Here is a 26035-nt window from a genome sequence, read left to right on the forward strand (position 1 = left end):
ACGGCGGCACGCCGAGACCGTCGGAGCGTCTGCCAAGCTGCCCCCGTGATCACTACGAGAATCGCGCGCGAGCAGGACTTTCCCGGCTTCCTGGACCTGGCGGCCCAGGTCGAGCACTGGTTCGGGGCGATGGTGGACGAGCCGGGCTTCCACCGTGCCGTGCGGGAGCACATACGCCAGGCGTCGGCGCTCGTGGCCGTGTCGGGACAGTCGCCACTGCTCGGCGGGCTGCTGTTCGGCGGCCAGGCGCCGACGTACCACGTGCACTGGCTGGTGGTCTCGGCCGAGGCCCGGGGGAGTGGCGTGGGGCGGGCGCTGATGGCGGACGCGGAGCGGCGGTTCGTCCGGGGGCCGGGCAGCGTCGAGGTCATCACCTTCGGGGCTGACCATCCGGGTGCCGTGGCCGGTGGGGCGCGCGTCTTCTACGAGCGCCTGGGGTTCAGTCCCGCGGAGGCCGCCGACCCCGGGCCCGAGGGCGGTTCGCGGCAGGTCTACCGCCGCGCGATCGGCTGAGCGGCGGTCTCCGAGCGCGGTGGGGGCTTGTGCCCGGTGAGCGCGCTCAGTCCTCCCATCGCTTGCGCGTGAACGCGGCCGTCCCGGTCACCAGCGTGTGGGCGGGCACGTCCTTGGTGACGACGGCGCCGGCACCCACCACGGCGCCGCGGCCGACCGTGACACCCGGAAGCACCGTCACGGCGGCCCCGAGCCAGGCGTTGGCCTCGATCGTGACGGGGGCCCGGGTGATGAACGCGCTGCGCTCGGAGGCCGGCAGCGGGTGGTCGGACGAGATGAGGTTGGCCTTCGGGCCGATCAGGACGCCGTCCCCCAGGTGGATGCCGCCCTGGTCGAGGAAGGTGCAGCCCTGGTTGACGAAGACGTGCTCGCCGAAGTCGATGCCCAGCCCGTGGTCGGTGTAGAAGGGCGGATAGACCGTGACGGAGTCGGGCACCGGCCTGCCGATGATCTCGGACAGCAGGGCCGCCCGGGCGGCCCTGTCGTCGAAGGGCAGGACGTTCAGGCGTGACGTGAGCGTGGTGACGTACTCGATCCGCTCGGCCACCCGCGCGAACTCGGGGGTGCGGACGTAGAGACGGTCCTGGTCGGGCATGCGGACTCCTCGCGTTGGTGGCGGGTTGGCGGGGCCGTCGGGTGGCGCCAGCGGTCGTGGCGATGGACCGGAGAACGGCTGACCGCGTCATCAAAGCGATGCGGACGACCGGGAATCAAACAACGAACACGCGGGTCAGGGTCAACGCCTGGTTGTGAGCCCGGGTGAGCCGCGCGTACGCCACGGCCACGCGTACGCCACAGCCGCACGCACCCTCGCCGCCGGCAACTCTCCCGCCGGGCGCGGACGGTGCGGTGAAACCCGCCACGCCGGCTGATCGTTACGGGGAGAACAAAGGAACGAGAGGAGACCCGCATGCCCGCATCGGAACCGGTGGCCGAGCTGGACGCCCGCTACAGCTCAGCCACCAACCCGCGCCCCGGCGCCGAGGCCGTCACGGCCGTCGAGTGGGGCGAGGCCCTTCGGCAGTTGGCGAAGGCCGAGGTCCTGTGGCTGTCCACGGTGCGCCCCGACGGCCGGCTGCACGTCACGCCGCTGGTCGGCGCCTGGCACGACGGCGCGCTCTACTTCTCCACCGGCCCCGGGGAGCAGAAGGCGAAGAACCTCGCCCACGACCCGCACTGCGCGCTCACCACCGGCCGCAACGCGCTCACCGAGGGGCTCGACATCGTCGTGGAGGGCGTGGCCGAGCGCGTGACGGACCCGGCGCTGCTGGAGGAGGTCATCGCCGCCCACGAGGCGAAGTACGGCGACCACATGACCTCGCCCGACGGCACCTTCTTCGGGATGGCGGACGGCATCCGGAAGGGTGAGGTGCTGGCCTTCGGGGTGACCCCCAACACGGCGTACGGCTTCGGTCGGGAAGGCGGGGTCTACAGCCACACGCGCTGGACCTTCTGAGCGTACGGGCCGGCCCCGGCCCCCGGCCCCAGCTCCGGCCGCCGGAGAGTTGGCAGGCCGGGGGCGGGCCGCCGCCCGGGGGCGGGCCGTTGCCGAGCGGCCGGCCCGGCCTCGCCACCGCCACCCCCGGTGGTGCGCCAACCCTTCGGCCCAATCAGCCCGCCGACCCGCCAGCCGGCGAGGCCGAGTTCGGTCGGCGGGTTGGTGGTGCGTACGAAGCGGTGTGCCCGGCCCGCGGGTGTTGTTACGTTCCCATCATGTGCCCATAGCCGGGCCACCATGCGGGGCCGCGACAGTGACGCGCATGAACACGAGCATGCGTACGCGTGGAAGGACGGGCGCGCGACGGCGGGTGCCCGCCGTCCTCCTCGCCCTGGCGGCCTCCGCCACCCTGGCCGCCCCCGGCGCGGCAGCCAGCGACGACCGACCGCGCGCCAACCCGCCCGCGTCAACTCTTCGTTGGGGTGCCTGTCCCAAGGCGGACCCGCCCTATCCCGACCCCAGCCCGAGGGCGCAGTGCGCGACGGTCAAGGTGCCGCTGGACTGGTCGAGGCCCGAGGGGCCCAAGATCGGCATCTTCGTCGCCCGCTACCGGGCCACCGACCCCGCGCGGCGGATCGGCGTCCTGATGTCGAACCCGGGCGGCCCGGGGGCGCCCGGAGCGGACGAGGCGCTCTACGCGGACGATCCCGTCAGCGGCTACGAGCCGGCCATGCTGCGGCGCTTCGACATGGTCGGCTTCGACCCGCGCGGCATCGGCCGCAGCCAGGGCGCCCGCTGCGACGAGACGATCAGGGACGCGGCGCCGTCCCGCCCGGCCAGCGCGGCCGAGTTCGCGCGGCTGCGGGCGCTGAACGGCCGGTTGGCCGACAGTTGCCTGCGCAAGACGGGACCGCTCGCCGCGCACATGGACGGCGAGAGCGTGGCCCGCGACATGGACGCCATCCGCGCCGCCCTCGGCGAGCCCCGGATCAGCTTCATCGGCCACTCGTACGGCACCTTCCTCGGCGAGCGCTACGCGCGGCTGTTCCCGACCCGCCTGCGCGCGCTGGCCCTGGACAGCGCGATGGACCCGGCCAGGCCGAACGCCGAGCGCTACCTCACGGACGGCAGCGTCACCACCGAGAACACGCTGAAGCGGCTCGCGGCCTGGTGCGAGCGGGACGCGGCCTGTGTGCTCAAGGGGCAGAGTGTGACGGCCGTGACCGATGAACTCTTCGCCCGGGCGGACGCGGGCACCCTGCGCGAACCGGGCCCGGACGGGCCGACGTCGGTCCGGGTGAACGCCGACCAACTGTCCGACTTCCTCACCTTCGCGCTCGGCAAGAGTAGCTGGGAGGAGACGGCACGCCAGTTGGCCGCCCTGCACACCGGAAAGGGCGAGGTGCGCTGGGTTCCCGGCGGCTCCTCCATCGAGACGCAACTCGTGCTGTGTCGGGACTACGACTTCCGCATCCGCGACTACGCCGAGTACCGGGCCATCCGCGAGCGGGTCGCCAGGGCCGCCCCGCACGTCCGCTACAACGCGCAGGCCCTGGACACCGTACTCGGCTGTCAGGGTTGGACCATGCCACCGTTGCCCCAGCCCGCCCGGGCCAAGGGCGACCTGCCACCCGTCCTGGTGGCCAACGCCACCCACGACCTGGCGACCCCGCTGCCGGGCGCGCGGCGCATGGCGGGCTCCTACCCGAAGGCGTCCCTGCTTACGGTGGACGTCGTGGGGCACTGGCTCTACCGCAGGGGCGGGACCGAGGACACGATGCGCGCCATCGACGCCTACCTGATCAGCCGCGAGGACTGAGAGCGGGGCGCGCGGGGCCGGCGGGGGCCGGGACCGGAGACGACGCGGGCGCCGGGTGCCGTGGGGCCCGCGTCGTCGTGCCGGGCGGGGCCCGCGTCGTGCTTCCGGCTCGTTGCCCGGTGCTACGCGGCTTGCCCGCCCCTACGCGGCTTGCCCACCCCTACGCGGCGAACGGGCCGTCCGCGCCGAAGACGCGGGCCGCGAACCGCTCGCCGACGCGGCGGTGGGTGGCGGCGTCCGGGTGGAGCGCGTCGGGCAGCGGTAGTTCGGCGAAGTCCTCCTGGCCGTAGAGGAGTTGACCGTCGAGGTAGTGCAGGTGCGGATCGTGGGCGGCGCGCTGGGCTACGATGCGGGCCAACTCGTCCCGGATCACGGTCAGCGTCAGCTTTCCGGCGGCCCGCTCCGCCGGGTCACCGGTCGCCACGAACCGGAGCTGCCCCGTGGCGAGTGAGCCGAGGTCGGGGGCGGCGGGGCCGGGGGTGTCCTCGTGGATCGGGCACAGCAGGGGCGAGACGACGAGCAACGGCGCGGTGGGGTGCCCTTCGCGGACGGTGTCGAGGAAGCCGTGTACCGCCGGCGTGAAGGCGCGTAGCCGCATCAGGTCGGTGTTCACCAGGTTGATGCCGATCTTGACGCTGAGCAGGTCAGCGGGTGTGTCCCGCATGGCGCGGGCGGTGAAGGCGTCGAGCAGCGCCCCGCCGCCCAGGCCGAGGTTGACCAGCTCCACGCCGCCGCGCGCCGCCGCCAGCGCCGGCCAGGTGGTGGAGGGGCTCGCGGCGTTGGAGCCCTGGCTGATCGAGGAGCCGTGGTGCAGCCACACCCGGCGCGTCGGGTGTGTCGTGGGTTGGGCGGGCGCGTTGGCGCGCAGCGCGACCAACTCGGTGATCTCGTTGTGCGGCAGCCAGATCTCGATGTCCTTCGGGCGGTCGGGCAGGCCCGTGAACCGCAGGGTGCCGGCCGGCCCGGGCCGGGTCTCGCGGGACCCGGTGGCCATGTCGATCAGCAGGGTGTTGCCGCCCGCCACGCTGGCCTGGTCGGTGAGCTGACCGTCGACGAGCAGGTCGTACACGCCGTCCGGGCGCGGCGGCCCGCCCTGGTAGACGTTCCTGGTGGGGAGCGCGTCCAGCTCGATGGCCGTGGCCCGGCTGTGGAAGGCCAGCCGTACGCCGGACGGCTGCGCCTCGGCCATGGCCAGTTGTCCGTCGGCGCACTGCGCGCGGGCCCGGGCCGGCAGCCGGTGCGGCCGTACGCCGTCCGTGGTGTGTTCCAGGTCGAGCGCGCCCCGTACGAGGTCCGCGGTGAGGGGGATGGTGATCCAGTCGCCCGCCCGTGGCGTGGCGGTGGGCTCGGCGGAGGGGGTGGACTCGCTGTTCATGGCCCCAGTCTGCCAACCATGACGCTGGTTCCTGGTCTACGCCCCGCGCCTCGGGGCCCGGGGCTCGGGGCCTGCCCTCATCGGTCGGGCCGCCTTCCCGACGCCCCGGCGGCCCGCCCCGTGAGGGCGTGGTGGCGCCAAGGGGTCTCTCCGCGCGGCCAGTTCGGTGGCGGCGTACTCTTCGGATGCGGGGTGCGCTCGCGCTCGTGTGGAGCGGGGCGCGGGTGGGTGTGGGGGTGCGCGCGGGTGGGGGGTGGTCGCGCGCCGCGTCCGGGCGGGGCGGTGCGGGGTGTGTTCGCGGCGCTCTGTCGGGGGCGGCGGGCGGTCTGTTGGGTTGGTGGCTGACGCGGCTTTCTCGCCGTTTCGCCGGCCCGGCCGAAACGGCGTGCGGGGGGCCGGACGGTCCCTCTATGCTTCTACAGTTTTGTAGAGACACGGAGTCTGGAGGGGCGCCACTGTGCGGCGCGAACGGGGGACACGGGGAGGGGCGCGGCACCGTGACGGTGTCGTACGTCGCCACGCCCGGCGGTGCCCGCAGGAGACGTGGTGGGCCGGTTGACGGGCGGGCGAGGGGGCGCGTCCGGGCGCTCGGCGCCCCGGCGAACGTGCCCCAATGCGCCGCTCGCTCGGAAACCGTCGCCGGGGCGCGGGGTGGGCCGGGGTCTGGCGGGGCACGCACCGGGTGGGAGCCCGGTGCGCGGCCGAAGCCCGCGCGGCCGGGCGTCCACGGGCGCTGCTCGCGGCCACCGAACCGGCAGTGGAGCGCCCGCCGTTGTCCCGCGACCGCGTGCGGCGTCGCGTAACCCGCCCCCGTCACCCATGTGAAGGAGAACGCCGCCATGGTGTTCACGAAGGTGCCCGCCCCTCTCGGCCGGGGCGGCCCCAGTCTCGACACGACCCTCATGCCGCGGGCCGCGCTACCCGGCGGCGGCCTCACCGGCCAACTCCGGTTGCTGGGCGGCGAAGCCGACTGCGACATCGACCGTCTCACCCTGGAGCTGGTGGCCCAGGTCGGCGCCGCGCCGGGGGCCGGCGGGCCCGCGTCGGAGGCCGTCTGCGCGCGGTTCACCCTGCCCGGCAGCTTCCGGCTCGACCGGCGCGAGCAGCGCGGCCTCCTCTTCGACGTGCGGCTGCCGTGGGAGACCCCCGTGACCGAACTGTCCGGGGCGTCGCTGGACGTCACGCTCGGGGTACGCGCCGAACTCGCGGCGGCCGGGACCAGGGGCAGGAGCGATCTCGTCCCGCTGAGAGTGGCCCCGTTGCCCGTCCAGGACTGTCTGCTCGCCGCGCTCGACCGGCTCGGCTTCGGCTTCCGCTCGGCCGGGCTGGAGCACGGACTCATCCACGGCACCAGCCAACGCCTCCCGCTGTACCAGGTCATCGGGCTCGCCCCGGCGCCCCGCTACGCGGCGGTGATGCGGGAGTTGCAGGTGACGTTCCTGGCCAACCCGGGAGGCGTTGAGGTCATCCTGGAGGCGGACAAGCCCGGCGGCCTGTTCGCGTACGGCCACGGGTTGCTCAACCGACACCTCGTCAGCCACGGTGACGCGGACCGGCGCGACTGGGACGCCACCGCCGAGGTGTGGGTGCGCCAGATGGTCGCCAGCCACGGCCACCACAGCGTGCCCGCCCCGCCCGGCCCCGGTGCCACCCGTCGACGGGCCCGCCCGGGGCGGCAGAGCGCCGAGCCCGCCCCCTCGACCGGCCACGACCCCGGGCCCGTTCCGCCGGCCGACGAGGGCGCCGGCGCCCCGGCGCGGGGCGTGCCGGGTGGGTCGCGGCCGCCGGTGGGTGGGCCCGCGGGCGACGTACCGTACGACGGCTCGTCCGAGGAGCGGGGGGCGGCGACGACCGCGCCCGGCGAGGGCGCAGGCAAGGGGTGAGGCGGGGCGAGCGGCCCGCCGGGGGAGTGGTGAGCCGGGCGTGGTGCCCGGGGCGCCCGCCAGGTGGGCGGTTGGGGTTCAGGTGTGACGGGGGCGCAGCGGCCAGCGTTCGTGCAGGTCGTCGATGACGAACTCGTGCGTGTGCCGCCAGCCGCCGCCCGCCGGCTGGGCGTCGGCCAGGTGTGGGTGCCCGTGCGCCAGCGTGGTGTGCACGTGCGGCAGGTACGCGGTGTCGGGCGCGGGCCACAGGCGCCAGGCGGCGAGCGCCGCTCCCAGCGCCACCGCGCCCAACACCAGTGCCACCACGGACAGTCCGGCGCCGGACCCCAGCCAGCCGGCCACCGGATAGGTGAGCAGCCAGCAACCGTGGGCGAGCGAGAACTGCGCGGTGAAGGTCGCGTTGAGGTCGGCGGCGGAGGCCGAGCGGCGGATCAACCGGCCGGTGGGGGTCATGATGACCGACTCGGTGACGCCGAACGCGCACCAGAGGGCCAGCAGGGCCGGCCACTGCCACGCGCCGGCGCCCGCCCGGGTGAGGGCGGCCAGGGTGAGCAGCAGCGCGGCGGACGCGAAGGCGGCGGGCAGCATCAGCGTGTGGTCGCTGGCGCGCCGCAGCAGGGCGGGGAACAGCAGCGCCGCGGCGATGGAGCCCGCTCCGTACGCGCCGAGCGCCACCGGTACGTCGGACGTGCCGCGCCCGAGGTGGTCGCGTACGTAGCCGATGGTGTTGACCATGACCATCGCGCCGCCCGCCGCGATCGCCAGGGTCAGGGCGAGCAGCGCCCGTAGCCTGGGCGTGGCCAGGAAGATCCGGGTGCCACGGGTGACCCGGGCCGCGAACCCGGGGGCGCCGTCGGCGTGGCTCGGCGCGGGCGCCGCCGTGGTCCCCGGGAGGGCGGCGGACAGGACGAGGGCGGCCGAGCCGAGGAAACCGGCCACGGTGCCGAGGAAGAGCCAGTCGTAGGTGATCCGCGACAGCAGCGCGGCGGCCAACAGCGGGCTGAACAGGATCTCCAGGTCGTAGGCCAGGCGGGACAGGGACAGGGCGCGGGTGTAGTCGTCCTCGGCGGGCAGCAGTTGGGGGATCAGCGACTGGAAGGCCGGCGTGAAGGTGGCCGAGGCCGCCTGGAGTACGAAGATCAGCGCGTAGACCTGCCAGACCGCGTCCACGAACGGCAGGGTGAGGGCGACCGCCGCGCGGACCAGATCGGCGCCCACCAACAGCGGGCGCGGCGGCAGTTGGTGGGCCAACGCGCTGATCAGCGGGGCGAGCCCGACGTAGGCCACCATCTTGATCGCCAGCGCGGTACCGAGGACCGACCCCGCGTGCGAACCGGCGAGGTCGTAGGCGAGCAGGCTCAGCGCCACGGTGGCCAGGCCGGTCCCGACGAGCGCGACGACCTGCGCGGTGAACAGCCGGCGGTAGCCGCGGTGGCGGCGTAACACGGACAGCATGGGGCCTTCCCTCCGCCGGTGACCGGTTGCTCGCTCGTCAAATCTAGCCATCATGTGCGCAATGACGCACGTGTTGACGCGACGCGAGCGGCTGAGCGGGACTGAGCGGACGGATGGTGCCTCGACGGGCGACGGGCGGCGGGCGGCGGTCCGTGGCCGGTGGTGGCCGGTCGGCCGGGAGTCGTCGAGTCGCTACGCGGGGCTCGGGGGGAGGTGGACGGTCATGATCAGGTGGCAGGTCTCGGTGCCCGAGCCACGGTAGGAGTGCGCGTGGTCGGCGTCGAAGGTGGCGGTCTGCCCGGCCTCGACCGGATGCTCGACGCCGTCCACGACGAGCACCATGCGTCCGGCGGTGACGCTGACGGTCTCCGCGACGCCGGCCTGGTGGGGGTGGCTGGGGTACTCCTCGCCCGGCTCCAGCGTCCATCGCCAGACCTCGGTGGGCGCGGGCCCGCTGGTGGTCAGCATCAGCCGCGCCTCGCCGCCTCGCTCACCCTTCCACAGCGGCGTGACCGCGTCGGCACTCACCACCCGGACGCGCTGCTCGGGGCTGCCCTCCAGGAGCGCGGAGACGGAGACGCCGAGGGTGTCGGCGAGGCGTACCAGGGTGGCGAAGTTCGGGTTGCCCTGCGCCTTTTCCAGGGCGACCAGCGCGCCCTTGCTCACCTTGGCGCGTCGGCCGAGTTCGTCCAGGGACAGGCCGGCACGGGTGCGGGCCGCGCGGACGTTGTGCGCGAGCGTCCGCAACGCCGCCTCGGTCTCGGCCATCGCTGTCGCCCCTTCGGTCGGCGGTCGGTGCATTGCATCACACGGTCGCTTGGTTGACGGCCTTCGGTCGATGCGATGTACGGTGTGGTCGTTCGATTGATAGTAAGGGATGTGCCGCCCGTGATCGCTCTGCTGCTGGCCCTGGGTAGCTCCCTGGCCTACGGATGCGCCGACTTCCTTGGCGGTCTCGGTGCCCGCAAGGCCCATGTCCTGCGCACCGTCATGATCGCGGCCCCGGCCTCGCTCACCGTCGAGCTGCTGTTGTGGCCCCTCCTCGGCGCCTCCTTCGCCCCCGCCACCCTCGCCTGGGGCGCGGCCTCCGGAGTCGCCTCGGCCGCCGCGTTCGCCCTGCTCTACCGCACGCTCGCGATCGGGCCGATGAACGTCCTGTCGCCGGTGACCGCGCTGGTCTCGGCCATGCTGCCGGTCGGCGTCGGCCTGGTGCAGGGTGAGCGCCTGGGGCTGACCGGGCTGGTCGGACTGCCGCTGGCGCTGGCGGCGGTGGTGCTGGTCAGCGCCGGGCACGGCGCCGGAAGGGCGCGCCCGTCGCGTACCGCGCTGCTGCTGGCCCTCGGCGCCGGGGCCGCCATCGCCCTGCAACTGGTCTTCCTGCACCAGGCGCCCTCCGACAGCGGCGTCGGCCCGCTGGTCGTCGGCCGCGCCGTGTCCTCCGCCGTCACGCTGGCCGCCGCCGGGCTGATGTTCCGGCGACTGGGCCCGGAGCGACCCGCGTACGCGATCTCGGCGACGGCCGGCATGCTGGACTCGGTCGCCAACCTGCTGTTCCTGCTCGCCGCCCGCGGCGGCGACCTGGCCGTGGTCGCCGTGATCACCGCCCTGTACCCGGCCGGCACCGTCCTGCTCGCCCGCGGTGTCCTGGCCGAGCGCGTCCACCGTGGCCAGTGGGTCGGCCTGGGCGCCGCCGCCGTCGCCGTCAGCCTCCTCGCCCTGACCTGACCGATCGCGCCGGGTCGAAGGGGCGGGCGTGGCCAATCGGTCGGGCACTGGCGCATTACCACCCCTGGGTTTCTACAGTGCTGTAGATTCAACAGTCTGGCGGGAAACGGCGAACCCTCGACGAGAACGGCGAAGGCTCGCGCGGAACAGCGAGACCAGTAGGACCAGCAAGGCCAGCAAGAACAGCGGCACGGAAGGGCGGACGCGGCAGCTCCGCCCACGACCCGGGGGAGCACCATGACGAGCGCGCCCGAACTGCGCGGTGAAGACCGGGCCGACTTCGACCACGTGCTGCACCGGGCGTTGGCCACCACGGAGATCCGTACGCTGCTGCGCCGAGGCGTCCACACCGCCGTCCTCACCGACTGGCTGCGCGAACGCGTCGAGGCCAGCCGGTCGGAGATCGCGGCGAACGCGGCACCGGAGTACGCGCGTTACCTCGGCGCGCGGGCCGACGATGGTGGGGCCCCGGACGCGACGCGGCCGCGCCGGGCGTCGCCGGTCGGCCGGTTGGCGCGGGCGCGGCGCAGGCTGTTGCCCGCGCTCGCCGTCCTCGCCCCACTGCTGGCCAGCATGGCGGCCGTGGTCTTCCTGCTGCTCGGCTACGTCCTGGAGATCGCCGACTCGACGCCGGAGACGGCCGACGCGCTCGTGCGCGCCGGCTGGACCGCGGCCGTGGTCGCCGTGCTGACCGGGACCGCCGCGCTGGCCGGCCTCCTCGTCACGGCCGTCCGGCACCGCTCCATACCCCGGCCGGGACCGGACCGCGCGGCGCGCGCCGCCGCCGTGGACCGGGCCCGCGAGACCTGGCAGCGGGCGCTGTTGGAGCGCGGCATGCTGCCCTTTCTCCGGAACCGCCTGCGGGAACGCGAGCAGGCGCGGCCGGGGCGGCGGGCCGACCGTCGCCCGCAGCGCCCGCGCGTCGGCTACGCCAGCCCGGACTTCGCCAGCCCCGGTTACGGCGGCCCCGAGCGGCTGAGCGATGACGTTCCCGTGCCGCGCGCGGACCGGCACGACGCCGGCGCGTGAGGCACCCGCGCGCCCGCCCCGTCGGGTAACACCGGCTCGTCCCCACCGCGCCCGCCGACCGCCCGGTGCGGCGGGGCCGCGTCGCGTCGCTGCCGCGCGCGCGGCCTGACGGGACGTCGGCCCCCGGTTCGCGTACGGACGGCGAAGTGCGGAAAACCGCACCACAACGGCGCGTGTCCACTGAGTGGCGAAGCGCCGGGAAGAAGCTGGACCGACGCCCGTCGCCGATACGATGGCGCCCAGATCGCAACGCCTTTCGCGGGGCGTCGCGCCGCGCCACTTCCGGGGCCCCGGCGGTGCGCACCGTACGACTCCCCGCGAGATACGGCCCCGAAAGGGTCGGGGCGTTGGGAAAGCGCGGGCGACCGTTTTTCCGTCGTATTCCGGACGGCGTTCCGTACGTGTTTCCCACCCCGTGCCCCGCATCGGCGACCTGAGTTCCGGGATTTCCGTACTAGGAGGAGCTGCTTTGTCGACCTTTGTCATCTTCGACCTCGAATTCACCACGTGGCCCGGGGCGCTGGAGCAGGACTGGGCGGCGCCGGGACAGCTCCGGGAAATCGTGCAGATCGGTGCCTTACGCCTGCGGGAGGACCTCACCGTCGCCGAGGAGTACGAGGTGCTGGTGCGTCCCGTGGTCAATCCCGAACTGTCCCCGTACTTCACCGACCTCACCGGCATCACGCAGGAGGAGGTCGACCGGGAAGGCCTTTCGCCGGCCGCCGCCCTCGGCGATTTCCTGACCTTCTGCCGCGGCCAGTCCGTCCTCTCGTACGGCAACGACATGGTCGTCCTCGGGGAGAACGTGGGCTGGGCACGAGCGCGCGGGGAAGAGGTGAAGAGCGGATTTCTCGCCGCCCACTTCCTCAATGTGCGCCCCTGGCTGAACACGCTCGCACCGGCCACCGCCGAGGCCAACGTGGGCCGCCTGTGGAAGGTGCTGGGGCTGCCCAAGCCCTTCGCCGGCGAGGAGCACTCGGCGCTCTTCGACTGCTATTCCTTCGCCGCGGCCATCAGGCACCTGTACGCCGGCGGCGCCGCCCTGCCCGCGGGCTGCTTCTAGGCGCGCGAGCCGCGCCCCACCCCCGTTCGGCGGCCGGGCGCACACCCCCGAGCGACGTACGGTTCGCTGGCTCCGCCGGCCCCCGGACGCGTCACCCAGGGGCGCTCGCGCGCACCGCTCGGCCGTCGTCGCCCGGCGTCGAGGCGGCCGGCGCCGGAGTGCCGGGGCCAGGCGGTGTCGTCGGCCTTACCGCTGGCGCGCGGTGTCCGGGCCCAACGGCCGTTCGAAGACCGTGCGCAGCACGATGGTGGTGCTCGTGCTGCGCACCGACGGGATCGCCCGGATGCGGTCCAGCGACTCGGCCAGCGCGTGGGTACCGGACACGCGCACCTTGAGCCAGTAACAGTCCTCGCCCGCCACCTCGTGCACCTCCAACACGCAGTCCTCGTGTTCGAGTCGCTTGTTGATCTGTTCCTTCGCGTCCAGGTTGGGCTCGAAGCGCACCGCGACGAAGGCCGCCGTGGTCGCGTCGACGCTCGCCGGATCGAGCTGCGCGCGGTACCCGGTGATGACGCCGTCGCGCTCAAGGCGCTGTAGGCGCTCACGAACTGACGGCTCGGACAGCCCGACGATCCGCGCCAGCGCCCGGACGGTCTGCCGTCCGTCCGTCGTCATCGCCCGCAGGATCGTCCGATCGATGTCATCTAGCTGTCGTGTCATAGTGACAACTTGCCCTCCGTGGCGGATCAACTTACCCTCGCATAGCCATAATACGTAGCTTGCCTTAGTAAATGAGGCCAGATGCTCACTGAGCCTAAGTTGACGTCTACGCGCCGCTCCCTCCTACCCTGGCTGGCACTGGTCACGGTGTGGGTCGTGTGGGGGTCCACGTACCTCGGCATCCAGATGGCCGTCGACACCATCCCCCCACTACTCATGGCCGGTTTCCGTTACCTCATCGCGGGCGTGGTGATGTACGCGATCGTCGCGCCGCGCCACGCGAGCGGGGCCAACCGGCCGACCAAGTTGCACGTGCGCTCCGCCCTCGTCGTCGCCGCTCTGATGCTGGTCGGCGGCAACGGCCTGCTCAGCGTCGGCGAGACCACCGTGGACTCCGGCCTGGCCGCCCTCATCGTGGCGACCGTCCCGGTCTGGATGGTCCTGATCAACGCCGCGGTGACCAAGACGCGGGTCACGCTCACGATGGCCCTCGCGCTCCTCCTCGGCACGGTGGGCGTCGGCGTCCTCGTGGGTGGGCCGGGAGCCGACGTGGACACCGGCGGCGCCATACTCGTCCTCATCGGGTCGCTGTGCTGGGCGGCCGGTTCGGTCTACGCCCGCAGCGCCTCGTTGCCGCCCCACCCGCTGGTGGTGGCTTCGCTGGAGATGGTGATCGGCGGGGTACTGCTGGTCGCCCTCGCCGGAGTCAAGGGCGAGTTCGGCGAGTTGGAGTTCGCGAACGTCTCCACCGAGTCCATCGTCGGCTTCCTGTGGCTGGTCGTCGCCGGTTCCATGCTCGCCTTCACGGCGTACGGCTACGCCAACGCCACCCTGCCCAACGACACGATGGCCACCTACGCCTACGTCAACCCGGTGGTCGCCGTCGCGCTCGGCACCCTGCTCGGCGAGGAGGACCTCAGCCCGAACCTGCTGCTCGGCGGGGCCGTCATCGTCAGCGCCGTGGTGCTCATCGTCGGCGGCAAGGCCATCACGCGGCGCATCAAGGGCCGGGGCGCGCCGCCCGGCGACTCGCCCGGGGCGTCGGCCGCCGACGCGCCGGAGGGCGAGGCGGCGACCGACCCGGCCACCGAGTCGTCCCTGCCGAAGGGTTCGTCCCGATGAATCCCGGGCCACGCCGCACCCGTCTCCGAGGCCGTGCCCTGACCGGGTGTTGACCGAACGCACCTCGGCCGGGTGAGCCTTGCTCGGACGTGCCTTGGCCGAGTGTGACCGGATCGGAGACGACCGGGCGCACTCGGCTAAGGAGAGCCGTCGCCCCGGAGCGCGGGCGCGGGGCGGGCGTTGGCCTACTTCCTGACCTGGTAGCGCAGGTGGGTGACACCGCCGCCGTCGACCACGGCGCTGGGCCCGTCGAACCGCACCGGTACGGTGCCGAGTTCGCCGAAGAGCGACTTTCCGCCACCCAGGATGACCGGTACCAGCGCGACGCCGACCTCGTCCAGTAGGCCGGCCTCCAGGCACTGGCGGGCCATCTCCCCACCGTTGACCACGACGTCCTTCTCACCGGCCAGCTCCCGGGCCCTGGCCACCGCCGACTCGATGCCGTCGGTGACGAAGACGAAGTTCTCGTCGTCCTCGGGCCGGTCGTCCGGGCGTTGGTGGGTGAGCACGACCGTGGTCACGTCCATCGGGTGACGTCCGCCCCAGGCGTTCGTCATGTCGTACAGGTGCCGGCCGACGATCAGCGCGCCGGTGTTCGCCCACTCCTGCCCGAGCAACTCGGCGCTGGCCGCGGAGACGCGGAACGGCGGCACGTCGGGGCTGGCCGACGGGATCTCGACATCGCCGTCGCCGTACCACTGGAACAGCAGGTCGAAGCCGCTCTCCTCGGGTCCGGCGATGTAGCCGTCCAGGGACATCGTGGTGGCGCCGGTGGTGATCTTGCCCATGTCGTTCGTCTCCCTCACGCGTTCCTCGCGGTTGCCGTAACGGGGACGAGGCCGGGACCGGGTTCTCGACATCCCGCGCCAGAATTCTTTTCGCGGGTGTGGCGCACAGCGGCGTGGGCCCCGCTCGCCGGCTCAGTAGTGGCGGATTCCGGTCAGCAGGGTGCGCGACCACGGGGCGTCGACCTCGTCCGCGCCCATGGCGATCAGCGCGTCGCACAGGAACCCGCGGGCGAAGAAGCGTTGGATGTCCTCCTCGCCGGCGCCGGAGACGGCTCGCACGTACTCGACCTCGCGCGCGTAGGTCGCACGCACCGCGTCGCGGATGGCCGGCTCGCTCGCCGCGCACTTGGCCTGCAACATCACCAGCAACAGGTCCTTGTCGGCGACCAACCGCGCGTACGCGTCACCCAGCGCGTCCAGCACGCTGGCCGGATCGCTGCTCGTCGCCCGCGCCGCGGCCTCGGCGAAGGCCGCCCGCATCCGCGTCGAGCAGTGCTCGATCACGGCCACGAACAGGGTCTCCTTGTCGGGGAACAGCCGGTACACGTACGCCTGGGAGATGCCGGCGGCCTTGGCGACCTCGCCCGTCGTCGTGCCGTAGTACCCGCGGGCGGCGAACGCGCCGACGGCGGTCCGCAGGACCGTCTCGCGCCGTTCCTCCGCCGTCGAAAGCTGGCGCCCAGCCGGCGATCTCGTCATGTGACTACTTAACCACTGAGCGCCCGGAGCGCCAAGCGAGGCCCTGACCGGGGGCCGGGCTGCGGGGCTCGCCCCACGGTCGCCCGACCAGGCCACCTCGTGGCGGTGACGGTGAGCGCAGGAGTCGGGCTGGTGGGCTACTGGCCAACCACTCAGGGGCGGTGGAGGGCGCCACTCGCGCGGGCGTCGGTGGGAGCCGCGCTCGGGCGGCGTACGAGTGTTCCTCGGCGGTATGACGGAGTGTCATCCACCCGCCGGGGGAGCGGGGTTAGTGGCTCGACGTGGGGTGGCGTTCGCTGGCGCGATCGGTCCGGTCGACCTCTACAGTGTTGTAGATTCTGTGCCCTCGGTCGGTGGAGCGGAACCGGAGGAACGCCGTGGCGGCCCTGGCAACCGGAGTTCCGCGACCCCGGCGACGTACGACAGACCCCGCTACACCGCACGAAGCCGGACCACGCGGCCGCGCCGGCGCGGCGTTCCGGCCAAGTCGGCCGCACAGGGCCGGGATCGCCGGAATCGCCGGAACCGGTGCGGGCCGATGCGGCGGCGACCGTGCCGCGGCCCGGCCGATCACGAGTGAACACCACATCCCCAGGGAGAGGGCAATGGCGGCAGTAGATCTTGGCAAGGTGCTCGACAAGGCGTGGGCGGACAAGGATCTCCCGGAGATCCTCGCCGCGCCGGTCTCGGCCCTGAAGGGCGTCTCGGACCGCGACGGCGAGCTGTTGCACGAGGCGTTCGGCGTCACGACGGTGGCCGATCTGGCCAAGGTGAAGTACTTCCACTGGGCCGCGTCCCTCGCGGCCCTGGACGCCGCGGCGAAGTAGGCCGGGCACCGGGTGGCGGCCCCCCGCGCGGGGGGCCGCCGCGTACGGGCGCGTGCCGGGTGGCGCGCGGTGCGAAGGATCATCACGTGAGAGCGACGGAGAGGGAGAGCGCCGCGATGGTGTTCAAACGGCTGCTGGGAGCCATCGGGGTGGGCGGCCCCTCGGTGGACACGGTTCTGGACGACGGCGCGGTGCCGCCAGGCGGCGTCCTGTCCGGCCGGGTGCGGATGGTCGGCGGCACGTCGGCGGCCGAGATCGAGCACGTCACGCTGGAGTTGGTCGCCCGGGTCGAGGCCGAGGGCGGCGACGGGGAGCGGGAGGGGCTGGTCGCCTTCCACCGGGCGACGATCGACGGGGGCTTCCGGCTGGCCGAGGGCCAGGAGCGGGAGGTGCCGTTCGGGCTGCCGCTGCCATGGGAGACGCCGATGACCGAGCTGTACGGGCAGGGCCTCGGCGTGGTCCTCGGCGTCCGCACGGAACTCGCGGTCGCGGGCGCGCGAGACAAGGGCGACCTGGACCCGCTGCGGGTGCGCCCGCTGCCGGTGCAGGAGGCGGTGTTGGAGGCGTTCGGGCAGCTCGGATACGGGTTCACCAGCGCGGACCTGGAACTCGGCCACATCGGCGGCACCAGCCAGAGCCTGCCGTTCTACCAGGAGATCGAACTCAGCCCGCCGCCGGACCTGGCGCACGCCGTCCAGGAGGTCGAGGTGACGTTCCTCGCCACGCCGGTGGGCATGGAGGTCGTGCTGGAGGCCGACAAGCGCGGTGGCCTGCTGTCCGCCGGCGGCGACGCCGTCCACCGGTTCACCGTGGCCCATCAGGACGTCGAGCGGATGGACTGGCCGGCCGCGGTGGACTCCTGGGTTCGGGGCATGGTCGAGCGGCGTGGCGGCGCGTACGCGGTGGACCACGGGCCCGCCGCGTCCGATGGGTACCTCGCAGGGCACGCCACGGGAGGCCGGTCGGGGCCGGGCACCGGGGCCGTGGTGGCCGGAGTGGCGGCCGGGGTGGCCGTGGGCGTCGTGGGTGGCATCGTCGCGGCCGAGGTGGTCGACGAGATCGGTGACGCCTTCGAGGGCGACGAGGGGGAAGAGGGGGAGGACTGACGGCGCGTACGGGGCAGTTCGCCGGGCCCGTCCGTGGGGGCGCGGCCGGACGCCGCGCCCCCACGGCGCCGGTATCAGTGGGTGGTACCGGCTGACCACATCTGGGTCATCAGGACGGCACCCGCTCCCGGGTGGCGAGCCACTCCTGGAAGGTGGGACCGGCGAGCCTGGCGTGCGGGCCGGGCAGGAACCCGCCGGCCGCGGCGATCTCGGCGTCGGGTATGCCGGCGCCGTCGACCTCGACGACCTTGATGCCGCGGCGGGCGCCGAGGAGCTTGGCCGCCTCGGCCATGACCTCCCGGCGGGGCCCGGCGATCTCGGGGATCGGCGTGTCGGGTGCCGACGGGTCGGGCGCGTCCGCGTCGGTGGCCAGGTCGACCAGCGTCTCGGCCACGGTGCGGCAGGCCACGAGCTGGGTGGGCAGGGCCGGTACGTAGGCGACGTCGCCCTGTCGCCAGTCCAGGAGCTGGTCGACGAACTCGTGGAACTGCGCGGCCCGCAGGATCCGGGCGGGCAGCGGGCCGGCCAGGTGGGCCTCCTCGTGCGCCTGCTGGGCCGCGACGAAGCCGGCGGTGGCCTTGTCGGCCCCGATGATGGAGACGGCGACGAGCCGGTCGACGCCCGCGTGCCGGCCGGCCTCGTGCAGGTTGCGGGTGGCGGTGCGGAAGAACTCCGTGGCCGCCTCCTGGTCCGAGGCGTGCCACGACGCGACGTCGATGATGACGTCGACCCCGGTCAGGGCGTCGGCCAGGCCCGTACCGGTGATGACGTCCACACCGGTGGCGCGGGACATCGACACGACCTGGTGTCCCCGCTCGGCGAGGACGTCCACGACGTGGCGTCCCAGCCGTCCGGTCGCTCCTGCCACGGCGAACTTGACGGTGCTCATGTTCCCTGTCCTTCTTCCCGGTTCTGGGGTGCTGGGTCGGTGCGGTGGGCGCACCGACGCACACCAGACGTCGGCCTCGGGGCACGCGTAACAACCGCGCCCGTGTGACGTAGGCCACCGGCCGCGGGTGTTACGCGGCCGCCGGCGCCGGCGTCCAGTGCGTGCGGCAGCGTGGGGAAACGAGCGGGTGGGAGTCTGTATGAGCGAGCACGGCGATCCGGTCACGAGCCCGGCCGGGAGGCCGCGGCGTGGCGATCGGGCGGAGCCGGTGGACGCCGCCACCGAGGCGTTCGTCGCTCACCGGAACCTGCTGTTCACCGTCGCCTACGAGATGCTCGGCTCGGCCGCCGACGCCGAGGACGTGTTGCAGGAGACGTGGTTGCGGTGGGTGGGCGTGGACCTGGCGACCGTGCGGGAGGAGCGTGCCTACCTGGTGCGGATCGTCACCCGGCAGGCGCTGGACCGGATGCGCGCGCTCAGCCGGCGCAAGGAGTCCTACGTCGGGCCCTGGCTGCCCGAACCGTTGCTGACCGCCCCGGACGTCGCCGAGGACGTCGAACTGGCCGACAGCGTGTCGATGGCCATGCTGCTCGTCCTGGAGACGCTGACGCCGGTGGAGCGGGCGGTGTTCGTACTGCGTGAGGTGTTCGCCGTCGAGTACGAGGAGATCGCCGAGGCCGTCGGCAGGAGCCCGGCCGCCGTCCGCCAACTCGCCTACCGGGCCCGGTCACACGTCGCCGCGCGCCGACCGCGCGGCCCCGTCTCGCCCACCCAGACCCGGGCCGCGCTGCAGGCCTTCCAACGTGCCGTCGAGACGGGGGAGTTGCAGAGCCTCCTCGACATCCTCGCCCCGGACGTGGTCGCCCTGAGCGACGGCGGGGGAGTCAGGCACGCCCTGCTCCAACCCGTCGTGGGCGCGGACAGGGTGGCCCGCCTGCTGGCCGCCGGCTGGTGGCGGCGCGACGCCGAGAGGTCGGTCGAGCCGGTGCAGATCAACGGTGGCCCGGGGTTGCTGGTCCGGGTGGGCGGGGAGATCGACGGCGTGGTGGCGGTGCGGGTCGAGGACGGCTACGTCACCGGCGCCTACCACGTCCGCAACCCCGACAAGCTGTCCCGGGTGGGGCGCGAGACAGCCGTCAGCCGCTGAGCGCGCCCCGCCCCGGTCACGCCGCGGTGGGCACCGTCCCCGCCGGGTGGGCCCACAGGCCCCGCGCGGCCAGGCGCGGCAGGACGCCCTCGCCGAACCAGTACGCCTCCTCCAGGTGCGGGTAGCCGGAGAGCACGAACTCGTCGATGCCGAGCCGGTGGTACTCGATGACGCGCTCGGCCACCTCGTCGTGGCTGCCGACCAGCGCGGTGCCCGCGCCGCCGCGTACCAACCCGATGCCGGCCCACAGGTTCGGGTGGATCTCCAGGTCGTCCCGCTCGCCGCCGTGCAGGGCGAGCATCCGCCGTTGGCCCTCCGACTCGCTGCGGGCCAGCCCGCTCTGGACCGCGCGCACGGTCCGCGGGTCGAAGCCGTCCAGCAGCCGCCGCGCCTCGGCCCACGCCTGTTCCGCACTGTCCCGGGTGATGACGTGCAGCCGGATGCCGAAGCGGATGTCGCGCCCCTCCTTCTCGGCCAGCCCCCGCACCCAGGCGATCTTCTCTGCCACCTGGGCGGGCGGCTCGCCCCAGGTGAGGTAGACCCGCGCGTGGCGGGCGGCCACCTCGCCCGCGACGGGCGACGAGCCGCCGAAGTAGATCTCCGGCACCGGGTCGGGCAGTTGGGACAGCCGCGCGTCCGCCACCCGCAGGTGCTCACCCTCCAGGTCCACCCGCTCGCCGCGCCACAACCCGCGCACCACCCGCAGGAACTCGTCCGTACGGGCGTAGCGCGCGTCCTTGTCGAGGAAGTCGCCGTAGGCCCGCTGCTCCTGACTCTCGCCGCCGGTGACCACGTTCAGCAGCAGCCGGCCGCCGGTCTGTCGCTGGTAGGTGGCGGCCATCTGGGCCGCGAGGGTGGGTGAGACGAACCCCGGGCGGAAGGCGACCAGGAACTTCAGCCGCTCGGTGTGCTGACTGACCATGGCGGTCGTCAGCCAGGCGTCCTCGCACCAGGCGCCGGTGGGCGTCAGCGCGCCGACGAAGCCCAGGTCCTCGGCGGCGCGGGCGATCTGCGTCAGGTAGCCGACGGTCGGTGGGCGGTCGCCGCCGGCCGCGGTGACGGGCGTGCCGTGGCCGCCGCCGACGACGTGGCGGCTGTCGCCGTTGGTGGGCAGGAACCAGTGGAACGTGAGGCTCACGGGGTGTACGCCCTTCGCGCGCAGGGGTGGGTGGGGGCGCTCATCCGGTGGCCGCCAACACGGTCGTACGGCCTCCGAGCACGGCCGAGAACTGGTCCGCGACCTGCTCCAGGGCGCCGGCCGCGGCCGGCGCGATGGTCAGCGCGCCGTCGTCGCCGACGGCCAGGTCCTTGTCGAGCGTGAACCACCCCTGCACGATGTGCGCCGCGCCCATGGAGTTGAGCACGGGGCGCAGCGCGTAGTCGATGGCCAGCACGTGCGCGGTCGTGCCGCCGGTGGCCAGCGGGAGGACGGTCTTGTCGGCCAGCGCGTACTGCGGCAGCAGGTCGAGCAGGGACTTGAGCAGGCCGGAGTAGGCGGCCTTGTAGATGGGGGTGCCGATCACCACGCCCTGCGCCCGAGCGAACTGGGCCGTGGCCGCCACGATCGCCGGGTGCTCGAAGTCGGCACCCAGCAGCGCTTCGGCCGGGATGGTCCGGACGTCGAGCGGGACCACCTCGTGTCCCTGGGAGGCGAGTCGGGCGTCGAGGTGGCGCAGCAGCCTGGCGGTGCGCGAGGTCGCGGACGGGCTTCCGGAGACGGACAGGACGGTGGCCATGACGGGGACCTTTCGAAGACCAGGGGTTCGGTCGGCACGGCGGCGTACGGACGCCGGCCGGCCGGGCCGGGGAGTACGGGGCGGGAACGCGTTCCCGGCGTCGCGGGCGGTGTGGGGCGAGCGGGTGCCAGAACCCGGTGACGACGTGTGCGAACACAGGTCTTTCCGTCGCCGTCCACGCCGGTCGATGTCGTATGCACGCAGACGTGTGGAGAGATCTGCTGGCGCTGTTCCGTGGGGAGTTGGAGAAGCCGTGGAAAAGCGAGGACAGGAATGTGAACAGGCGATCCGGGGAGGAAATTCCCGCGCCGCTTCCGCGCCGTCGCGGGAGTTACGGAAGGGAGGCCGGTGCGCCGGATCGAGGGCTGGTGGGCCCGAATGATCACTGGTCAGAGGCGATGCGACCGGGGGCGCCTGGCGGGAGCGGGTAATTCAGCGCGACCGCGCTCGTAATCACGGGCGACAGCGGGAACTTGTGACGCGCGCGAGATCGACATGGCGTCGCCGCGTGAGTTCCTGTCGCTTCATGTCACCGATCTAACCAGTGGGGAGTTCGACCGGTCAAGAAGGCCGAAATGTGATTCCGCATGGCGGACGGATCGCCGTTCAATTCCCGTTGACGCGAGCCCGGGCGGCCCGCTGACCGGCCCGGCCCGGTGGCACACGCCCCGTCAGGGCGCGGGCGTGCTCCGCTCCGCGTGGGCCGGGCGTTGCCACAGCGTGGTGGGCGCGGCCCGCCGTACCACCGGCGCGACCTCCTCGGCGAAGCGCTGGAGCTGCTCGAACTGCGCCGGCAGGGCGAGCCCGGAGCCGTCCACGGTGATGGACTGCAGATCGTGCCGGTAGACCTGGTGGAAGTCGAGGATCTTGTCGATGACCTGCTGCGGGCTGCCGATCAGGTGCGGGCCGTCCGCGATCGCCTCCTCGATGGATCGGAAGGGCGTGTTGTAGCCGGGCTTGCCCGCCAGGTGTGGCTTGTACGTCTGGCGCACCCGCGCCTCGTAGAAGTCCTTGAACCGGGCGATGGCCTGCTGCGTGGTGTCCGCCAGGAAGAGGCCGCCCGATCCCGCGCCGACGTAGGCGTGTGCCGGGTCGTGTCCGTGCGCCACGTAGCGCTCGCGGTAGTGGTCGATGAGCCGGACGTACGCCGCGCGCGGCTGGATGGCGTTGGCGCTGAACAGCGGGTCGCCGTGCTGGGCGGCCAGCTCCGGGGAGTTGAGGCTGGTGGCCGAGCCGTGCCAGACGCGTGGCGGGCGCGCGCCGAACGGGCGGGGCACGGTGGTGGCCCCGTCCAGGGCCGGGCGGAACCGCCCCCGCCAGCTCACCTTCTCCTCGCGCCACAGCCTGCGCAGCAGTTCGTACTTCTCGGCCTGGTACTCCCACTGCGACTCCTCGTCCAGGCCGAAGAGGTCGAAGTGGCCCATCTCCGCGCCCTTGCCGATCACCAACTCGATGCGTCCGCGCGAGAGTTGGTCCAGCGTCGCGTAGTCCTCGGCCACCCGGACCGGGTCCAGGATGGCGACCACGGTCACGCCGGTCAGCAGCCTGATCCGGGTGGTGCGGGCGGCCAGCGCGCCGAGCAGCGCCGTGGGGCTGGAGGACAGGAACGCCCCGGCGTGGCGCTCGCCGACCGCATAGGCGTCAAAGCCCAACTCCTCGGCCCGCACGCCGGTCTCCACGACCTCGGCGAGCCGGTCGGCCGCGGAACCGAGCGCGCCGGTCAGCGGATGGGGGGCGTGCTGGACGATGGTCAGGACCTGGAATCGCACGGGGTACCTCCGGTGGCGTGGGCCGGGCGTGGGCGCGGGCGGACGCGGCCCCGGCGCCACGAGGGGAAGCGGGCGCCGGGGCCGCGACGCGGGGATTACCTGTTGGTGCGCGGCAGCCCCGGCGGGTTGATCTCCGACTTCGCCACGGCCTCGTTGGTCAGGCCCCAGCGGGCCAGCACCTTGCCGTACGTGCCGCTGTCGATGACCTCGTTCAGCGCCTCGGCCAGCGGCTCGACCAGCCCGTTGCCCTTCTTGGTGGTGGCGGCGATGAGGCCCTGGAGGGAGGTGCCGGCCCCCGAATGGGTGCCGACGACCTCGGTCTTGCCGGTGGACGCCGCGTGGTAGGCGGCGTTCGGGTTCGGGCCGAGGTAGAGGTCGATGCGGCGGGAGGCGAGTGCGAGATAGGTGTCGGTGGCGTTCTGGTAGTACTTGATGTCCACCGGTTTCCGGCCGGCCCGCTCGTTCTCCTTGCTCCACTCCACCAGCAGCTTCTCCTGGTTGGTGCCCGAGCTGACGGCGACGGTCTTGCCCGCCACGTCGTTCGGCCCCTTGACCGTGAGTCCGCTGCCCTCGCGTGCCTCGAAGGCGAGGTCGTCCTTGCGGTAGGTGGCGAAGTCGTAGCGGTCCTTGCGCTCCTCGGTAACGGTGATGTTGCTCGCGCCCAGGTCGTACTTGCCGCTGGAGAGCCCGATGAAGATGTTCTCCCAGGAGGTCGAGGTGAACTGGGGCTTGAGGCCGAGCACGTTCGCGATCAGGGCGGCGATGTCGGTCTCCACGCCGATGAGGGTCTTGTTGTCGGTGGCGTAGAAGTTCAACGGCGCTGCCGAACCGGAGGAGTTGACGATCTTCAGCGTGCCCCGCTCGCGGATCTCGGCGGGCACCTTGGCCGCGATGGCCTCCACCTTGGGGGTGCTGATCCGTCTCTGGTCCGGGCTCAGGTTGATCTTCGTACGGGCGCCGGACTTGGCGGCGACCTCGGTACTGCCGCCGTCCGAGGGGTTGCTGCAGGCAGCGAGGGCGGCGGTGGCCGCGAGGACGAGCGCCGCGGCCGTGGTGCGGGTGGCGACGAGGGTGCGCATGGGTGTTCTCCTTGCCTGCGGGTGGAACGTGAGCGGTGCGGGTGCGGGGTGTCGCGGGACGAGACAGAGCAGGGTGGGTGATATGAGGCGTACGGGGTGGTGCGGGGGTGGAGGTGAGGCGGGGTACGGGGCGCGCCGGGGTCAGAGCACCTTGGACAGGAAGGCGCGGGTGCGCTCGTGCCGAGGGGCGTCGAGTACGGCGCCGGGTGGGCCCTGTTCCACGACGACGCCGCCGTCCAGGAACACCACGGTGTCGGCGACCTCGCGGGCGAAGCCGATCTCGTGGGTCACGATGACCATCGTGGTGCCGGAGCGGGCCAGGTCCTTGATGACGTCGAGCACCTCGCCGACCAGCTCCGGGTCGAGCGCGGAGGTCGGCTCGTCGAAGAGCAGCACCTTGGGTTCGATGGCCAGCGCGCGGGCGATGGCCACCCGCTGCTGCTGCCCGCCGGAGAGTTGGCGGGGGTAGGCGCCGGCCTTGTCGGCCAGGCCGACCCGCGCGAGCAGCCGCTCCGCCGTCACCACGGCCTCCTTGCGGGGCCGACGCAGCGCGGCGACCGGGGCTTCGACGACGTTGTCCAGGACCGTCAGGTGCGGGAAGAGGTGGAAGTGCTGGAAGACGAACCCGATGTGGGTGCGCTGGCGCAGGATGTCCCGCTCCCGCAACTCGTACAGCTTGTCGCCGGAGCGCCGGTAGCCGATCAGCTCGCCGTCGATGCTGATCCACCCCCGGTTGACCTTCTCCAGGTGGTTGATGACGCGCAACAGCGTGGACTTGCCCGACCCGGACGGGCCGAGGAGCGCGGTGACCTCGCCCGTGCGGACCGTGAGGTCGACGCCGCGCAGCACCTTCAGCGCCCCGAAGCTCTTGTGGACGCCGCGTACGTCGACCATGACGTCGTTCACGCCGTGCCTCCCCGGGGTGCGGCGGGCGCCTTGTCGGCCGCGGTGGCCCGCAGTCGGGCCACGACGGCGCGGGCCCGCTGGAGCGGGGTCGGCGGCGGGGTGCGGTTGGCGCCACGGGCGAAGTGCCGCTCGACGTAGTACTGCGCGAGGGAGAGCACGGAGGTCAGGAACACGTACCAGGCGGTGGCGACCATCAGCAGCGGGATCACGTGACCGTTGCGGCCGTAGATCACCTGCACCTGGTAGAAGAGTTCGCCGATGGCCATGACGTAGACGACCGACGTGCCCTTGAGCAGGCCGATGATCTCGTTGCCGGCCGTGGGCAGGATCGCGCGCATGGCCTGCGGGAGCACGATGCGCCGGATCTGCCGCAGGCGCGGGATGCCGAGCGCGGCGGCGGCCTCCAACTGGCCGTGGTCCACGGAGATGACGCCGCCGCGCACGATCTCGGCGGCGTAGGCGGCCTGGTGCAGCGAGAGGCCGATCAGGGCGGCGCCGATGGTGCCGATCAGGTCGTTGCTGTCGACGGACCAGAAGACCGGGCCGAAGGGGATGCCGAGGCCGAGCCGCTCGTACAGGGCGCTCAGGTTGAACCAGAACACGAGCTGCACGATCATCGGGATGGACCGGAAGATCCAGATGTAGGCCCAGGCCACGGTCTGCAGGACCGGGTTGCGCGAGAGCCGCATGAAGGCCAGCACGGTGCCGAGCGCGAAACCCAGGACGGTGGCGTACGCGGTGAGTTGGAGCGTCAGGCCGACGGCCGAGACGATCGTCTCCGACAGCACGTACGCGCGGAAGACCTCCCACTCCCAGACGGGGTTGGTGATCAGCCCGTGCGCGAACTGCGCCGTCAGCACGAGTACGGCGACGGCGGCCGCCCACCGGCCGTAGTGCCGGGTGGGGACGACCCTGAGCGCGGCGAGGTCGCCCGGGTCGGCCTCCTTGTGAGGTGCGAGGTCGGTGCCGCCGGTGCCCGGCGGCGCGGGGTCCGTGGTGAGTCCCAT

The 26035-nt window shown here is 73.0% G+C and carries 25 protein-coding genes; 11 read left to right on the forward strand and 14 right to left on the reverse strand.

Annotated features, from left to right (window positions below):
* The first annotated feature begins 48 nt into the window (after positions 1-48).
* Positions 49-513, forward strand: a complete 465-nt coding sequence (locus OYE22_RS28915) for a GNAT family N-acetyltransferase (protein ID WP_277324372.1) — start codon at positions 49-51, stop codon at positions 511-513.
* Between the two features lie 46 nt (positions 514-559).
* Here the strand turns inward: OYE22_RS28915 and OYE22_RS28920 are convergent, their stop codons facing one another.
* On the reverse strand, positions 560-1108 hold the full coding sequence (locus OYE22_RS28920; RefSeq protein WP_277323138.1) for a DapH/DapD/GlmU-related protein: 549 nt from the start codon (positions 1106-1108) through the stop codon (positions 560-562).
* A 315-nt stretch (positions 1109-1423) separates the two neighbouring features.
* Between OYE22_RS28920 and OYE22_RS28925 the strand changes: the two genes are divergently transcribed.
* On the forward strand, positions 1424-1969 hold the full coding sequence (locus tag OYE22_RS28925; RefSeq protein ID WP_277323139.1) for a pyridoxamine 5'-phosphate oxidase family protein: 546 nt from the start codon (positions 1424-1426) through the stop codon (positions 1967-1969).
* 304 nt (positions 1970-2273) lie between these two features.
* Positions 2274-3770 (forward strand): alpha/beta hydrolase, encoded by a 1497-nt coding sequence (locus OYE22_RS28930; RefSeq protein WP_277323140.1) that lies wholly within the window; start codon positions 2274-2276, stop codon positions 3768-3770.
* A gap of 160 nt (positions 3771-3930) precedes the next feature.
* Here the strand turns inward: OYE22_RS28930 and OYE22_RS28935 are convergent, their stop codons facing one another.
* Positions 3931-5145, reverse strand: coding sequence for a GDSL-type esterase/lipase family protein (locus tag OYE22_RS28935; protein ID WP_277323141.1), 1215 nt, complete (start codon positions 5143-5145; stop codon positions 3931-3933).
* Positions 5146-5984: 839 nt separating this feature from the next.
* Here OYE22_RS28935 and OYE22_RS28940 point away from each other — a divergent pair.
* Entirely contained in the window at positions 5985-7028 is a 1044-nt protein-coding gene (locus tag OYE22_RS28940; protein ID WP_277323142.1) for a sporulation protein, read from the forward strand.
* Positions 7029-7106: 78 nt separating this feature from the next.
* On the opposite strand, the gene OYE22_RS28945 is transcribed toward OYE22_RS28940, so the two are convergent.
* Both OYE22_RS28945 and OYE22_RS28950 read right to left on the reverse strand, forming a co-directional pair.
* Positions 7107-8483: an MFS transporter gene (locus OYE22_RS28945; protein ID WP_277323143.1), complete on the reverse strand. Its 1377-nt coding sequence runs from the start codon at positions 8481-8483 to the stop codon at positions 7107-7109.
* A gap of 192 nt (positions 8484-8675) precedes the next feature.
* Positions 8676-9251, reverse strand: a complete 576-nt coding sequence (locus OYE22_RS28950; protein WP_277323145.1) for an XRE family transcriptional regulator — start codon at positions 9249-9251, stop codon at positions 8676-8678.
* Positions 9252-9371: 120 nt separating this feature from the next.
* Between OYE22_RS28950 and OYE22_RS28955 the strand changes: the two genes are divergently transcribed.
* The 3 genes from OYE22_RS28955 to OYE22_RS28965 all read left to right on the forward strand — a co-directional run bounded on the left by OYE22_RS28955 (position 9372) and on the right by OYE22_RS28965 (position 12300).
* Entirely contained in the window at positions 9372-10208 is an 837-nt protein-coding gene (locus OYE22_RS28955; RefSeq protein WP_277323146.1) for an EamA family transporter, read from the forward strand.
* Positions 10209-10445: 237 nt separating this feature from the next.
* Positions 10446-11237 (forward strand): hypothetical protein, encoded by a 792-nt coding sequence (locus OYE22_RS28960; protein ID WP_277323147.1) that lies wholly within the window; start codon positions 10446-10448, stop codon positions 11235-11237.
* A gap of 469 nt (positions 11238-11706) precedes the next feature.
* Complete coding sequence (locus tag OYE22_RS28965) at positions 11707-12300, forward strand: 3'-5' exonuclease (protein ID WP_277323148.1); 594 nt, start codon at positions 11707-11709, stop codon at positions 12298-12300.
* A 186-nt stretch (positions 12301-12486) separates the two neighbouring features.
* Here the strand turns inward: OYE22_RS28965 and OYE22_RS28970 are convergent, their stop codons facing one another.
* Positions 12487-12960, reverse strand: a complete 474-nt coding sequence (locus OYE22_RS28970; RefSeq protein WP_277323149.1) for an Lrp/AsnC family transcriptional regulator — start codon at positions 12958-12960, stop codon at positions 12487-12489.
* A gap of 81 nt (positions 12961-13041) precedes the next feature.
* On the opposite strand from OYE22_RS28970, the gene OYE22_RS28975 reads away from it, so the two are divergent.
* On the forward strand, positions 13042-14082 hold the full coding sequence (locus OYE22_RS28975; RefSeq protein ID WP_277323150.1) for an EamA family transporter: 1041 nt from the start codon (positions 13042-13044) through the stop codon (positions 14080-14082).
* Positions 14083-14267: 185 nt separating this feature from the next.
* Here the strand turns inward: OYE22_RS28975 and OYE22_RS28980 are convergent, their stop codons facing one another.
* Complete coding sequence (locus tag OYE22_RS28980; RefSeq protein ID WP_277323151.1) at positions 14268-14888, reverse strand: dihydrofolate reductase family protein; 621 nt, start codon at positions 14886-14888, stop codon at positions 14268-14270.
* A gap of 114 nt (positions 14889-15002) precedes the next feature.
* The gene (locus OYE22_RS28985; RefSeq protein WP_176160718.1) at positions 15003-15569 is read right to left on the reverse strand and encodes a TetR/AcrR family transcriptional regulator; all 567 of its coding nucleotides are present in this window, start codon (positions 15567-15569) and stop codon (positions 15003-15005) included.
* 605 nt (positions 15570-16174) lie between these two features.
* Between OYE22_RS28985 and OYE22_RS28990 the strand changes: the two genes are divergently transcribed.
* Both OYE22_RS28990 and OYE22_RS28995 read left to right on the forward strand, forming a co-directional pair.
* Positions 16175-16396 carry a hypothetical protein gene (locus tag OYE22_RS28990; protein WP_176160717.1) on the forward strand — a complete coding sequence of 74 codons (222 nt, stop codon included), beginning with the start codon at positions 16175-16177 and terminating at the stop codon, positions 16394-16396.
* Between the two features lie 116 nt (positions 16397-16512).
* A complete protein-coding gene (locus OYE22_RS28995; RefSeq protein WP_277324373.1) occupies positions 16513-17502 on the forward strand; it encodes a sporulation protein in 990 nt (329 codons plus the stop codon).
* A gap of 109 nt (positions 17503-17611) precedes the next feature.
* Here the strand turns inward: OYE22_RS28995 and OYE22_RS29000 are convergent, their stop codons facing one another.
* Positions 17612-18391 (reverse strand): NAD(P)H-binding protein, encoded by a 780-nt coding sequence (locus OYE22_RS29000; RefSeq protein WP_277323152.1) that lies wholly within the window; start codon positions 18389-18391, stop codon positions 17612-17614.
* 199 nt (positions 18392-18590) lie between these two features.
* Between OYE22_RS29000 and OYE22_RS29005 the strand changes: the two genes are divergently transcribed.
* Positions 18591-19538: an RNA polymerase sigma-70 factor gene (locus OYE22_RS29005; protein WP_277323153.1), complete on the forward strand. Its 948-nt coding sequence runs from the start codon at positions 18591-18593 to the stop codon at positions 19536-19538.
* 16 nt (positions 19539-19554) lie between these two features.
* Here the strand turns inward: OYE22_RS29005 and OYE22_RS29010 are convergent, their stop codons facing one another.
* The 6 genes from OYE22_RS29010 to OYE22_RS29035 form a co-directional block, all read right to left on the reverse strand.
* The gene (locus tag OYE22_RS29010; RefSeq protein ID WP_277323154.1) at positions 19555-20676 is read right to left on the reverse strand and encodes an LLM class flavin-dependent oxidoreductase; all 1122 of its coding nucleotides are present in this window, start codon (positions 20674-20676) and stop codon (positions 19555-19557) included.
* 40 nt (positions 20677-20716) lie between these two features.
* The gene (ssuE, locus tag OYE22_RS29015; protein WP_277323155.1) at positions 20717-21274 is read right to left on the reverse strand and encodes an NADPH-dependent FMN reductase; all 558 of its coding nucleotides are present in this window, start codon (positions 21272-21274) and stop codon (positions 20717-20719) included.
* A gap of 671 nt (positions 21275-21945) precedes the next feature.
* On the reverse strand, positions 21946-23043 hold the full coding sequence (locus OYE22_RS29020; protein WP_277323156.1) for an LLM class flavin-dependent oxidoreductase: 1098 nt from the start codon (positions 23041-23043) through the stop codon (positions 21946-21948).
* 95 nt (positions 23044-23138) lie between these two features.
* Positions 23139-24122 carry an ABC transporter substrate-binding protein gene (locus tag OYE22_RS29025; RefSeq protein WP_277323157.1) on the reverse strand — a complete coding sequence of 328 codons (984 nt, stop codon included), beginning with the start codon at positions 24120-24122 and terminating at the stop codon, positions 23139-23141.
* A 141-nt stretch (positions 24123-24263) separates the two neighbouring features.
* Complete coding sequence (locus OYE22_RS29030) at positions 24264-25016, reverse strand: amino acid ABC transporter ATP-binding protein (RefSeq protein ID WP_277324374.1); 753 nt, start codon at positions 25014-25016, stop codon at positions 24264-24266.
* Between the two features lie 8 nt (positions 25017-25024).
* Positions 25025-26035: an amino acid ABC transporter permease gene (locus OYE22_RS29035; protein ID WP_277324375.1), complete on the reverse strand. Its 1011-nt coding sequence runs from the start codon at positions 26033-26035 to the stop codon at positions 25025-25027.

Source organism: Streptomyces sp. 71268 (assembly GCF_029392895.1).
Taxonomy (GTDB): domain Bacteria; phylum Actinomycetota; class Actinomycetes; order Streptomycetales; family Streptomycetaceae; genus Streptomyces.